Source organism: Streptomyces sp. NPDC041796, assembly GCF_055590785.1.
In genome coordinates this window covers 92,707-105,216 of sequence record NZ_JBVJAH010000010.1, presented here as the reverse complement: position 1 = coordinate 105,216, position 12,510 = coordinate 92,707, and the positions used below count along the sequence as shown (strand labels likewise).

Here is a 12,510-nt window from a genome sequence, read left to right as displayed (position 1 = left end):
TTTTGTGTTTCCCAGCCAAGGGGAAGAGGGGGGGTGGCGTGCGTCTTTGTTGTTGGTTGGTTGTTGGTTTTCCCCGAGGGAGCAAAAGAAAAGAGAGGGGGGGGGGGGGGGGGGCCCCCCCCCCCCCCCACCCCGTCACACAGAGCCCAGGACGGCTCAGGCCTCGGCGGGGGCCTCTTCGCCCTCGGCACCCTCGGCGGACGGCTCCTCGGCCTGCGCGGCCAGGACCTGGAGGACGACGGTGTCGCCCTCGACGGTGAGCGTGGTGCCCTTCGGCAGCGGGATGTCCTTCGCCAGGACGGAGGCGCCCGCCGCCAGGCCCTCGACGGAGACCGTGACCGACTCGGGGATGTGGGTGGCCTCGGCCTCGACCGGCAGCGCGTTCAGGACGTGCTCCAGCAGGTTGCCACCCGCGGCCAGCTCGCCCTCGGTGTGAACCGGGATCTCGACGCTGACCTTCTCGCCACGCTGGACGAGCTGGAGGTCGACGTGCTCCAGGAAGCCCTTCAGCGGGTCACGCTGGACGTCCTTCGGGATCGCCAGCTCCGTGGACTTGCCGTCGATGTCCAGGGAGATCAGGACGTTCGGCGTACGCAGCGCCAGCAGCAGCTCGTGACCCGGCAGCGTCAGGTGGATCGGGTCGGAGCCGTGGCCGTAGAGAACACCGGGAACCTGGTTCGCGCGGCGGATGCGGCGGGCGGCGCCCTTGCCGAACTCGGTACGGGTCGAAGCGGTGAGCTTCACCTCGGACATATGCACTCCTCGTAAGTGTCAGACGGATCAACGGTCGTGGTCACCCGGCCACGACTGGACTTGGCCTGCTACGAAGAGCGCGTCGATAACGGACCGCCGCACCGTGTGGTGCGGCCTCCCTCGCCGAGCAACTACACCAGTCTAACGGAAACCGAAAGGCCGCCCCGACCGGCAACGGTCGGAGCGGCCCTCGTCACATCGATGTCAGCCCTGCTCCTCGAAGAGGCTCGTCACCGAACCGTCCTCGAAGACCTCACGCACCGCGCGGGCGATCGTCGGCGCCATCGACAGCACCGTGATCTTGTCCAGCTCCAGCTCACCCGGCGTCGGCAGGGTGTTCGTCAGCACGAACTCACTGACCTTGGAGTTCTTCAGCCGGTCGGCCGCCGGGCCGGACAGGATGCCGTGCGTCGCGGTGACGATGACGTCCTCGGCACCATTGGCGAACAGCGCCTCCGCCGCGGCGCAGATCGTGCCACCCGTGTCGATCATGTCGTCGACCAGGACACACACCCGGCCCCTGACCTCACCGACCACCTCGTGGACCGTCACCTGGTTGGCGACGTCCTTGTCACGCCGCTTGTGCACGATCGCCAGCGGCGCGTCCAGCCGGTCGCACCAGCGGTCGGCGACACGCACCCGGCCGGCGTCCGGCGAGACGACCGTCAGCTTCGAACGGTCCACCTTGGCGCCGACGTAGTCCGCCAGCACCGGAAGCGCCGACAGGTGGTCGACGGGGCCGTCGAAGAAGCCCTGGATCTGGTCCGTGTGCAGGTCCACCGTGAGGATCCGGTCCGCACCCGAGCACTTCAGCAGGTCCGCGACCAGACGGGCCGAGATCGGCTCACGGCCACGGTGCTTCTTGTCCTGCCGGGCGTAGCCGTACGACGGGATGATCACGGTGATGCTCCGGGCCGAGGCCCGCTTCAGAGCATCGATCATGATCAGCTGCTCCATGATCCACTTATTGATCGGAGCCGTGTGGCTCTGCATCAGGAAGCAGTCCGCACCACGCGCCGACTCCTGGAACCGGACGTAGATCTCACCGTTGGCGAAATCGAACGCCTTCGTCGGCACGAGGCCGACACCCAACTGGTGCGCAACCTCCTCGGCCAGCTCGGGGTGGGCGCGGCCGGAGAAGAGCATCAGCTTCTTCTCGCCGGTCGTCTTGATCCCGGTCACAGCACTGTCTCCTCAGACGTGTTCTCTGGCCGCGACCACTTTCGCGCGAACCAGCCGAATTTGTGTGCACGTATCACGGTACGCCGAGTTCGACGCACCTGTTTCCGGTCAGTCCTCGCGAGAAGCCTGCTCGGAGGCCGTCGCAGCCGCCTGCGCGGCAGCACTGCCGGGCCGCTTCCGGGCGACCCAACCCTCGATATTCCGCTGCTGGCCACGGGCGACAGCGAGCGAACCGGGCGGCACGTCCTTGGTGATCACAGAACCGGCGGCGGTGTACGCGCCGTCCCCCACCGTGACGGGAGCCACAAACATGTTGTCCGAGCCGGTACGGCAGTGCGACCCGATCGTCGTGTGGTGCTTGCTCTCGCCGTCGTAGTTCACGAACACGCTCGCGGCACCGATGTTCGAATACTCGCCGATCGTCGCGTCGCCGACGTACGACAGGTGCGGAACCTTCGACCCCTCGCCCACCCGGGCGTTCTTCATCTCCACGTACGTGCCGGCCTTCGCCTTGGCGCCGAGCACCGTGCCGGGACGCAGGTACGCGTACGGGCCCACCGTCGCGCCCTCGCCCACGTCCGCGCGGTCCGCCACCGTGTTGTCGACCCGGGCGCCCCGGCCGACCCTCGTGTCCTTCAGCCGGCTGTTCGGACCCACCTCGGCGTCCTCCGCCAGGTGCGTCGCACCCGTCAGCGCGGTGTTCGGGTGCACCACCGCGTCCCGCTCGAACGTCACCGTCACGTCCAGGAACACCGACGCCGGGTCCACGACCGTCACGCCGGCCATCATCGCCCGCTCCAGCAGCCGGTCGTTCAGCAGCCTGCGCGCCTCCGCGAGCTGCACGCGGTTGTTGATCCCCAGGATCTCCCGGTGGTCACCCGCCACCGACGCACCCACCCGGTGCCCGGCCTCGCGCAGGATCCCCAGTACGTCCGTGAGGTACTCCTCGCCCTGGCTGTTGTCCGTGCGGACCTTGCCCAGGGCGTCCGCCAGCAGCTTCCCGTCGAAGGCGAACACCCCGGAATTGATCTCCTGGATCGCGCGCTGCGCCGCGGTGGCGTCCTTGTGCTCCACGATCGCGGTCACGGCACCCGTCTCCGGATCCCGCACGATCCGCCCGTACCCCGTCGAGTCCGGAACCTCGGCGGTCAGTACGGTCACGGCGTTCCCGTCGGCGGCGTGCGTGTCCGCCAGCGCGGTCAGTGTCTCGCCGGACAGCAGCGGGGTGTCACCGCACACGACCACGACGGTCCCGTCCAGCGCCCCGGCCCCCAGCTCCTCCAGGGCCATGCGCACGGCGTGACCGGTGCCGTTCTGCTCGTGCTGAACAGCGGTACGGGTGCCGGCGTAGAACTCGTCGAGGTGCGCGGTCACCTGCTCACGGGCGTGCCCGACGACGACGCAGAGGTGCTGCGGATCCAGCTCGCGTGCGGCCGACACCACGTGTCCCACGAGCGAACGCCCGCAGATCTGATGCAGGACCTTGGGGGTCTTCGACTTCATGCGGGTGCCCTCACCCGCTGCGAGGACGACGACGGCTGCCGGGCGGTTGGCGCTCACGGGAATGCCCTTCGGCTTCGGGTGGTGGACACCCGCAGGATACCGGGGGGTTTCGGGGCGGAAATGAGGGCGGGTCCTGACCGTGGAGGTCAGGACCCGAACCAGGGCTCCCGGGGAAGGAATCGAACCCTCATTCAATGGACCAAAACCATTTGTCCTGCCATTAGACGACCCGGGATGGTCGGCCCCCTATGTCCGATTCTTTCGATCGTCCACGAGGGCAGCCCCTACTATGCCGTACCACCCGCCCTCGATGCGACGGTACGGATCAGCGCAATGTCGGGGTCGCCGTTCACGGGCGGCACGCGCTGCCGGCGGGCGGGCGGCCCGGCCGCGATCCATGCCGACGCAGCCGCCGGAAAATGGGTCGCGCCCGCCCGTAGGCTGGAGAACATGACCACAACGGGGGCGCACCAGGAGGCCGCGGGCGGGACCGCCCGGGGCTGGTGGTGGTGGGGGCGGCGGCGCAGTGCCGTGCTGGATGTGACGCTCGGGGCCGTGTCGGCCCTGGAGTGTGCGGCCGAGGGCGTCGGCTTCGCGGACTACGCCGCGTTGCCGGTGCCCGTGGGGGTGTTGTTCGGGCTGGCCGCGGGGGCGGTGCTCGTTCTGCGACGGCGGTGGCCGATCGCCGTGGTGCTGGTGTCGATCGCGATCACGCCGGCCGAGATGGGCTATCTGATGGCGATCGTCGGGCTGTACACGCTCGCGGCCTCGGAGGTGCCGCGGCGGATCGTGGCGCTGTTGGCGGGGATGTCGCTGGCGGCGGTGCTGATCGTGACGTTCGTGCGGCTGCGGCAGGACATCGCGTCGGCCGATTTCGATCCGGGGCCCTGGTACGTGCCGTTGATGGCGGTGATCCTGTCGCTGGGGATGAACGCGCCGCCGGTGCTGTTCGGGCTGTACATAGGGGCGCGGCGGCGGTTGCTGGAGAGTCTGCGGGAGCGGGCGGACAGCCTGGAGCAGGAGCTGTCGTTGCTGGCGGACCGGGCGGAGCAGCGGGCGCAGATGGCGCGGACGGAGGAGCGGACGCGGATCGCGCGGGAGATGCACGACGTCGTGGCGCACCGGGTGAGTCTGATGGTGGTGCATGCGGCGGCGCTTCAGGCGGTGGCGTTGAAGGACCCGCAGAAGGCGGTGCGGAACGCGGCGCTGGTGGGGGACATGGGCCGGCAGGCGCTGACCGAGCTGCGGGAGATGTTGGGGGTGCTGCGGGCGGGGGATCCGGCTCCGGTGCGGGAGACGGTGCCGCTGGCGGCGGTGGGGCGGGCGGCCGCGGCGGCCGCCGGCAGGGGGGTGGACGTGGCTGAGGACGGGCCGTGTCTGGACGCGGTGGAGGAGTTGGTGGAGCAGTCCCGGCAGGCGGGGATGGCGGTGGAGCTGCAAGTGATGGGGGAGGCGCGGTCGTACGCTCCGCAGCTGGAGCGGACGGCGTACCGGGTGGTGCAGGAGGGGCTGACGAACGTCCACAAGCACGCGGCGGGCGCCAAGGTGGTGGTGCGGCTGGCGCATCGGGGCGGTGAGGTCGCGATGCAGGTGGAGAACGGGCCGTCGGACGGTATGGCGGCGGACGCCGGCCTGCCGAGCGGGGGCAACGGTCTGGTGGGCATGCGGGAGCGGGTGACGGCGCTGGGCGGGGTGTTCGTGTCGGGGCCGACGGACGAGGGGGGTTTCCGGGTGTCGGCGGTGCTGCCGGTGGGGGGCCGGGGAACGCCCTAGCCGAGGCGGGCGGGCTGGGCGCCGGTGATCAGGGCGGCGAGTGCGTGGTCGATGCCGGGGCCGAGGAACCAGTCGCCCGTGTGGTCGAGGCTGTAGACGCGGCCTTCGGCGTCGATGGCGAGGACGGCCCGGTTGTCGGCCTCTTCGCCGAGGGGGGCCATCTGGGTATCGAGGGCACGGCCGAGGTCGGCGAGGCTGCGGGCGTGGTGGAGTCCGGCGAGCGGGTCGAAATGGACCGGTACGGGGGCGATCTGGCGGCCGGGTCCCGGCGCGGTGACGTGGAGGCCGCCGAATTCGGCCCACGCTTCGACGGCGGCCGGGAAGACGCTGTGCCGGTGGCCGGCCGGGGAGACGTAGGCACGCAGGGTGTCGGCCCACTGTTCGGCTTGTTTGATGTCCCAGCGGCCGGGCTGCCAGCCCGCTTCCCGGAGGGCTGCGTCGACGGCGACGGGGAAGCGGGTGGTGTTCAGGTCGGGCATGTGCGTGCGGTCAGCCGTTCTGGGCGGTGGTGGGGTCGACGGGGCGTACGCCGAAGTGGGCGAGGAGCGCGGCGCAGGAGCGGCAGGGGGCTGCGTAGCTGCCGTGGAGGGGATCGCCGTCCTCTCGGATGCGGCGGGCGGTGATTTTCGCGTTCTTGAGGGAGCGGCGGGCCTCGCCCTGGCTGAGGGGTTTGCGCTGGGCGCGCTTGGAGCGGTTGGCCTCGGTGGCGGCGAGGTGGCGCGAGAGGAGGATCGCTTCGGGGCAGCGTCCGGTGAAGCGTTCGCGCTGGCCGCTGGTGAGGGTGTCGAGGAAATCCTGTACGAGGGGGTGCAGGGCGGGCGGCCGGTCGCCGCGGCCGGCGGTGCACGTGAGGGTCTCGCCGCGTACGGAGAGTGCTGCTCCGACCGTGGGCAGGATGCCGTCGCGGCGGTGGCGGAGTATCGGGGTGAGGTTGGGGCCGGTGCTGCTCCAGCTGAGGCGTGGGTCGCCGGTGGCCGGTGTTGTGCCTGGTCGCGCTGCGTACATGATGCGTGTCGTCCCCTCTGCAATCCCCCGAGTTGCGTGGGACAGACTGCCAAATGGGTGAGCTCATGGGGAAGCGGGGGCACTGAAACGTGTGATCGGTGCGTCGTGTGATCGCCAAAGGGTCACCTGAGTGTGACGGGTGGTCACCGAAGTGGAGGGCGGGTCACCCCTGTCGGGCCACCGCTTAGGCTGTGCGGACCAGCCAGCAGCAGCAGGGGGCATCCGCCATGACGACAGGTCGGCTCGGGCAGCAGAGTGCCGCGCCACCGAACGCGGCCTACGCCGGGCAGGTCGTGCACTTCCCGGACCCGGTCCGTGCCGCCCGGTACCCCGGTGGGGTGCGGGTGGACGGGAACGGTCACCCGGACTTCTCGCCGTACGCGCGTGCGGCGGCGGAGATCGCCGAGCCACCGGAGGGCTTCGGGGTGGACGAGCTGCGGCTGACGGACTACGTGTCCGCGAACGCCGCGCTGTCGGCGACCGGACACGAACTGTGGGACACGGTTCCGGCGGTGGCGACGCCGCACGGGTGGACGTGGCATCACGTGGCCGGTACGCGCCGCATGGAGCTGGTGCCGGTGGAGGTCAAGGCGCTCCTGCGGCACCACGGCGGGCTGGCGACGGCCGCCGTGGACCACGGCAAGCGCGGTACGCGTCCGCTGCAGGAGACCCGACCGGCGCATTTCGGGCTGCCGAAGGGCGCGCTGTCGGTGTCCGAGGCGCAGCTCCAGGGCGTGGAGGAGGACCTGGGCTACCGGCTTCCGGGGGCGTACCGGTCGTTCCTGAAGGCGGCCGGGGGGTGCGCGCCGGTCGGTGCGGCGCTCGATCCCGAGCTGGGGCTGCTGGTCGACCAGCCGTTCTTCACGGTCCGGGACGAGGCGGCGGTCAACGACCTGGTGTACGTCAACAAGTGTCTGCGTGATCACCTGACGAAGGACTACCTGGGAGTGGGCTTCGTCCAGGGCGGTCTGCTGGCGGTGAAGGTGCGGGGCGGCGGTGACGTGGGGTCAGTGTGGTTCTGCGCCTACGACGACGCGCGGGACCAGGACGGTTTGACGGTGCAGGACCGCGTCGAGCGGCTGCTGCTGCCGTGCGGGGCGGACTTCGACGAGTTCCTCCAGCGGTTGGCGGGCGATCCGCCGGAGCTGGAGACCGTGGCGAACCTGATGGTGGACGGCGGCTTCGCGCGTGCCGTTCCGGTGGGGGAGTGAGCTTTCGATGGTGACGTTCGCGCAGGCGCAGGAGCGTGCGGAAGAGTGGGTCAACGGTGACCTGCCGGCGTACCAGCACCGTGAGGTGCGGGTGCGGGAGTTCGAGCTGGGTTTCGTGGTGTGGGCGGAGGACCGGGAGGACGGTCCGACGTCGGACGGTGGCCGTCAGCGGCTGGTGATCGCCCGGGACAGTGGCGAGGCGACGCTGTGGCCGGGGCTGCCGGTGGGTGAGGTGATCCGCCGGTACGAGGAGGAGTACGGGGCTCCCGCGGGTGCGCCGGCTCCGGCGGTGGCACCGCCGGAGCGGATCGATCTGAACCAGACGTCGTTCCTGCTGACTCCGCCGGAGTGGTTGCAGGACGCGGCGGACAAGCTGGGTATCCCGGACCATCGCACCGGGGGCGCGGACACCTCCGGCGGGCGCGCGCCCGGCGTGGCAGGCCGGCCGGACGCACCGGCTCCCGTCGACGCGCCGCCCGGGGACGCGGTGCCGTCCTCGTCCGCTCCGGTGGACGCGGCGCCGTCGGACGCCGTGCCGGCCGGCCCGGCGACGTCCGGTGGCGGGGCCCCTGTCGAGGCCACCGCCTGGCCGGCCGCGCCCGGGGCGTCGGCGGACCACGAGCCGACCACGCCGGACGGGGTGCCCGCCTCGGCGCCGTGGAGCGATGTGAACGCCCCCGGCGGTGGCGGTGACGACGCCTCCGTACCGCTGCCCGCGACCGTGTTCGCGCCGCCGCTGTCCGGGTCGGACGACGACGACACCCCGCCGCCGGCGGTGGGCGCGGACGCGCCGACCGCGCTGATGTCGGGCGGCAGCCAGTTGCCGCGCACCGCCGTGGTGCCGGCCCTCGACGGGCAGGCGGGTCCGGCGGGCGACATCGCGGACGCCGCCACCAGCAAGGCCGCCGTCACGCCGCGCGGCGCCAGGCCCTCGCGCGGGACCGGCCCCACGACCCCGCCGCCGCCCGGCGCCCCGGGGACGCCCGGCGCCCGCCCGCCCGCGTCCGGGCCGGGTGCGCCCGGTGCTCCGGCCGGGGGATACGTACCGACGCAGCTCGTCTCGCAGCTACCGCCGGGTGCGACGCCTCCGCCCGGTCCTCCGGCGCCTCCGGCTCCTCCGGGTGCGACGCCGCCTCCGGGTGGTGGGGTGCACCACGCGGCGACGATGCTGGCGCAGCCCGGCCCGGGTGGCCCGGGTGGTCCCGGTGCGCCGCCGCCTCCGGCGCCTCCGGCCCCTCCGGGTGCGACGCCGCCTCCGGGTGGTGGGGTGCACCACGCGGCGACGATGCTGGCGCAGCCCGGCCCGGGTGCGCCGCCTCCGCCCGGTCCTCCCGGCGCGCCGGGTGCGCCCGGGACGCCGCCGCCTCCGGCGCCTCCCGGCCCTCCCGGGGGCGGGGTGCACCACGCGGCGACGATGCTGGCCCAGCCCGGCCCCGGTGGCCCGGCCGGTCCGCCGCCGCCCCCGGCTCCCGCTCCGCCCGCTTACGGCTATCCGCAGGCGCCGCCGACCGGGATGCCGACGGTGGGCCCCGGCTACCAGGCGGTGCTGCGCTATCGCGCGCCCGACGGTTCCGAGGCCCAGCTGATCCGCCGCTCGGCGCCCGGTACGCCGCATCCCGAGTGGCAGATCCTGCACGAGCTGCGCGCCATGAACGTGCCGCCGCAGCAGGTGCTGGAGCTGCACACCGAGCTGGAGTCGTGCGAGCTGCCCGGCGGTTACTGTGCCCGGATGATCCGGGAGACATGGCCGCAGGCGCGGATCACGTCGATCGCCCCGTACGGGCGCGACCACGCGAGCCGCCAGCAGGGCATGCAGCAACTGATCGCGCACCAGGGCGAGTTGCATCAAGTCGCGGACGGCCCGGCGCGTCCGGCGCCGCTGCGGGTGCCGTTGCCGCCGGTGCAGCCCGCGCCGCCGGTGCCGCCGGAGGGCATCGCGCAGGAGTTGGTGGGCGCGTTCGGGCCGCAGGGGATCTGCCGGTTCGACCAGCGGGCGGTGTCGCGGCAGGGTGTGCCGGAGCTGGTGGCGCGCACGCTGGTGTGGGCGGGTCTGCCGGCGGACTTCGGGCCGTTCTTCTGGGCGCAGCCGGCTCAGCCGGTGGTGCCGACGCTCGCCGAGCTGGCCGCGCAGCGGCAGGTGCAGCCGGCGTCGGACGCGGGCTCGTACCTGGTGATCGGTTCCGACTTCGGCCGGGCGATCTGTGTGCAGTACGGGACGGCGCACATCGTGGCCGTGCCGGTGGAGGCGGGTCCGGACGGGCGGCCGGTGGCGCCGCAGTTCGTCAACAGCGGGCTGCCGGAGTTCACCCGGTGCCTGGGGTTGCTGGGGCGGATGTGGCGGCTGCGGTTCGGGCTGACGCCGGAGCAGGCGGGTCGCTGGACGGTCGATTTCCAGGCGCAGTTGGCGATGCTGGACCCGGCGGCGCTGTCGTCGCCGGAGAGCTGGTGGTCGGTGCTGCTGGAGCAGATGTGGGACGGGCTGCTGTAGGTCGCGGACCGTAGGCCGTCGTCGGCTTCCGACCGCTGACTTCAGGCCGCGGCTTGGCGCATGGGCGCCCCTTTCCACCGGTACGGGTTGTTGCATCCTGGATCGGGGAAAGGGGCGTCAGTCATGAGCGGTTTCGCTGTCGTATGGGGGCGCGGCTACCGGACCGAGCAGGTGGACCGGGCCGTCGCCGCTCTGGAGTCGGAGCGGGACGCCGCGCGGCGGCGGGTCGCCGAACTGGCCGCGCGGGCCGAGGAGGCGGCCGCGGAGGCGGCGCGGCTGCGGGAGTTCGTGGCGGAGTTGCCGCCGCAGCGGTACGAGACGCTGGGGCACCGCGCACGGCGGATCCTCGCGCTCGCGCAGGAGGAGGCCGACGCGCTGCGGGCGGACGCGCTGGAGGAGGCGCGGCGTCTGGCGGACGAGGCGGAGGCGGCGGCCCGGTCGGTGCGGGACACGGCGCGCGAGGCGGCCCACGCGGTACGGGCCCGGGCCGAGGCGGGGGCGGAGGAGACCCTGACGGCGGCGCGGCGCACGGCCGGGGAACTGCGGTCGGGCGCGCTCGCCGAGGCCGAGGAGCGGCGGGGTGAGGGGCTGGCCGCGCTGCGGGAGGCCCGGGAGCGGGCGGAGCGGCTGCTGGCCGAGCAGGACGCCCAACAGGCCGAGCGGTGGGATGCGGCGGAGAGGGAGGCGGCCGCGCGGGAAGCGGAACTGGCGGCGCGGCACGGGGAGTCGACGGGCGCGGCCGAGGCGCGGCTCACGGAGGCGGAACGCACCCTGGCGGAGGCGGCCGAGCGGGCGCGGCACGACCAGGAGGAGGCGGACGCGCGGGCCGGTGCGCTGCTGGCGGAGGCACGGCTGCGGGCCGAGAGGGTGGCGCGGGAGACGGAGCGGATCCTGCGGGAGCACGAGACGGCACGCGAGGAGGTACGGGCGCACATGGCGCATGTCCGCAGCAGCCTGGCGGCGCTGACGGGGCGTTCGGATCCGGCCTAGGCCGGGCGGTCGTCGTCGGTGAGGACGGGGAAGCGGCGCGGGGCCAGGGTCAGGAGGGCCACGAGCGCGAGGACTCCGGCCGCCGCGGCGCCGACGTACACGTACTCCACGGCGGCGTCCACGGCCGTGGGGGTGAGCGTGCCGGGGTCGTCGAGGCCGCCCTCGGTGAGGCGGGTGGCGAGGACGGCGTTGGCGACGGCGCCGAAGAGGGCGGCGCCCAGGCTCTGGCCGACCTGGCGGCAGAAGAGGACGGACGCCGTGGTGGTGCCGCGTTCGGCCCAGGGCACGGTGGACTGCACGCCCACGATGAGGGGGAGCTGGAACAGGCCCAGGGCGGCGCCCAGGAGCAGCATGATGAGGGCCGGCTGCCACGGTTCGCCCGGATAGGGCAGCAGCGGGAAGGCCAGCAGGACCAGGACGGCGAGCGTCATGCCGGTGACGGCGGTGAGGCGGAAGCCGATGCGGTTGTAGACGCGGTTGGAGAAGGCCGCGCTGATCGGCCAGGACAGGGTCATCGCGGACAGCACGAAGCCGGCGGCGACGGGGCCGAGGCCGAGGACGGACTGGGCGTACGTGGGCAGGAACACCGTCGGGGCGACCATCAGCAGGCCCAGCGCGCCGAGGGAGAGGTTGACCGCCGCTATGGTGCGGCGGCGCCACACCCAGCCGGGGATGATCGGCTCGGCGGCGCGTCGTTCGATCAGGACGGTGACGGCCATGAGGACCGCCGCGCCGGCGAGCAGCGCCAGGGACGGCGGGGAGAGCCAGGGCCATGCCACGCCGCCCTGGACGAGGGCGGTCAGCAGCAACGTACCCGTGGTGAAGATCGCGAGGGCGCCCGGCCAGTCGACGCGGACCTTCGCGCGGGCGGCGCGGGCCGGTTCGGTGAGGTGGCGGACGACCAGCCAGAGGGCGAGGCCGCCGACGGGAAGGTTGACCAGGAAGATCCAGCGCCAGTCCGCGTATCCGGCGAGCAGTCCGCCGAGGGCCGGTCCGGCCACCGAGGACGTCGCCCAGACCGTGGAGAGCCGGGCCTGGATCCTGGGCCGTTCCTTGAGCGGGTACAGGTCGGCCGCGATGGTCTGCACGGTGCCCTGCAGCGCGCCGCCGCCGAGGCCCTGGACGATCCGGAAGGCGATCAGGGACGGCATGCTCCACGCGGCGGCGCACAGCAGTGAGCCGATGAGGAACAGGACGGTGCCCGCGATCAGGACGGGTTTGCGGCCGAAGGTGTCGGAGAGCTTGCCGTACACCGGGAGGGTGACGGTCACGGCGAGCAGGTAGCCGGAGAAGAGCCAGGAGAAGACGGACAGCCCGCCCAGGTCGCCGACGATCTGCGGTACGGCGGTGGCGACGATGGTGCCGTCGAGGGCCACGAGGGCCATGCCCATCATGAGCGCCGCGACGACCGGTCCGCGTCCGCGGGGCGCGCCGGTGAGGGCCTGGCGGTCCGGCGGCCGGGGGGTGGCACCGTCCTCGGTGCGGTCTGCTCGGCCGGCGGTGCCGCTCACGTTCCCCCCAGGACATCCGGATGCATGTATGGAGCAGCATTCCACGCGGGGGTGGCGGCGTCACGGGGTGTGCCGGCCCGTGGGACGGCAGGTG

The 12,510-nt window shown here is 72.9% G+C and carries 10 protein-coding genes and 1 tRNA gene; 4 read left to right on the top strand and 7 right to left on the bottom strand.

Annotated elements, in window-relative coordinates; all coding sequences use genetic code 11:
- Positions 1-156: 156 nt before the first annotated feature.
- The 4 genes from ACZ6C1_RS21465 to ACZ6C1_RS21450 all read right to left on the bottom strand — a co-directional run bounded on the left by ACZ6C1_RS21465 (position 157) and on the right by ACZ6C1_RS21450 (position 3,673).
- Complete coding sequence (locus ACZ6C1_RS21465) at positions 157-753, bottom strand: 50S ribosomal protein L25/general stress protein Ctc (RefSeq protein ID WP_469242766.1); 597 nt, start codon at positions 751-753, stop codon at positions 157-159.
- A 204-nt stretch (positions 754-957) separates the two neighbouring features.
- Positions 958-1,935, bottom strand: a complete 978-nt coding sequence (locus ACZ6C1_RS21460) for a ribose-phosphate diphosphokinase (protein ID WP_469242764.1) — start codon at positions 1,933-1,935, stop codon at positions 958-960.
- Positions 1,936-2,043: 108 nt separating this feature from the next.
- Entirely contained in the window at positions 2,044-3,495 is a 1,452-nt protein-coding gene (glmU, locus tag ACZ6C1_RS21455; RefSeq protein ID WP_469242762.1) for a bifunctional UDP-N-acetylglucosamine diphosphorylase/glucosamine-1-phosphate N-acetyltransferase GlmU, read from the bottom strand.
- 107 nt (positions 3,496-3,602) lie between these two features.
- Positions 3,603-3,673 (bottom strand) — tRNA-Gln (locus ACZ6C1_RS21450).
- 215 nt (positions 3,674-3,888) lie between these two features.
- Here ACZ6C1_RS21450 and ACZ6C1_RS21445 point away from each other — a divergent pair.
- Positions 3,889-5,211, top strand: a complete 1,323-nt coding sequence (locus ACZ6C1_RS21445) for a sensor histidine kinase (RefSeq protein ID WP_469242760.1) — start codon at positions 3,889-3,891, stop codon at positions 5,209-5,211.
- Here ACZ6C1_RS21445 and ACZ6C1_RS21440 read toward each other — a convergent pair.
- On the bottom strand, positions 5,208-5,690 hold the full coding sequence (locus ACZ6C1_RS21440) for an SUKH-3 domain-containing protein (protein ID WP_469242758.1): 483 nt from the start codon (positions 5,688-5,690) through the stop codon (positions 5,208-5,210). The two genes, ACZ6C1_RS21445 and ACZ6C1_RS21440, sit on opposite strands and share 4 nt — an antisense overlap.
- Before the next feature lie 10 nt (positions 5,691-5,700).
- A complete protein-coding gene (locus tag ACZ6C1_RS21435; RefSeq protein ID WP_469242756.1) occupies positions 5,701-6,216 on the bottom strand; it encodes a YwqJ-related putative deaminase in 516 nt (171 codons plus the stop codon).
- Positions 6,217-6,443: 227 nt separating this feature from the next.
- Between ACZ6C1_RS21435 and ACZ6C1_RS21430 the strand changes: the two genes are divergently transcribed.
- From ACZ6C1_RS21430 to ACZ6C1_RS21420, 3 genes are all read left to right on the top strand, one after another.
- Positions 6,444-7,427: an SMI1/KNR4 family protein gene (locus ACZ6C1_RS21430; protein WP_469242754.1), complete on the top strand. Its 984-nt coding sequence runs from the start codon at positions 6,444-6,446 to the stop codon at positions 7,425-7,427.
- 7 nt (positions 7,428-7,434) lie between these two features.
- Positions 7,435-9,915 (top strand): SUKH-4 family immunity protein, encoded by a 2,481-nt coding sequence (locus ACZ6C1_RS21425; protein WP_469242752.1) that lies wholly within the window; start codon positions 7,435-7,437, stop codon positions 9,913-9,915.
- 123 nt (positions 9,916-10,038) lie between these two features.
- Positions 10,039-10,905: a cellulose-binding protein gene (locus ACZ6C1_RS21420; RefSeq protein ID WP_469242750.1), complete on the top strand. Its 867-nt coding sequence runs from the start codon at positions 10,039-10,041 to the stop codon at positions 10,903-10,905.
- Here the strand turns inward: ACZ6C1_RS21420 and ACZ6C1_RS21415 are convergent.
- Complete coding sequence (locus ACZ6C1_RS21415; protein ID WP_469242749.1) at positions 10,902-12,416, bottom strand: MFS transporter; 1,515 nt, start codon at positions 12,414-12,416, stop codon at positions 10,902-10,904. The genes ACZ6C1_RS21420 and ACZ6C1_RS21415 overlap by 4 nt on opposite strands.
- Between the last annotated feature and the right edge of the window lie 94 nt (positions 12,417-12,510).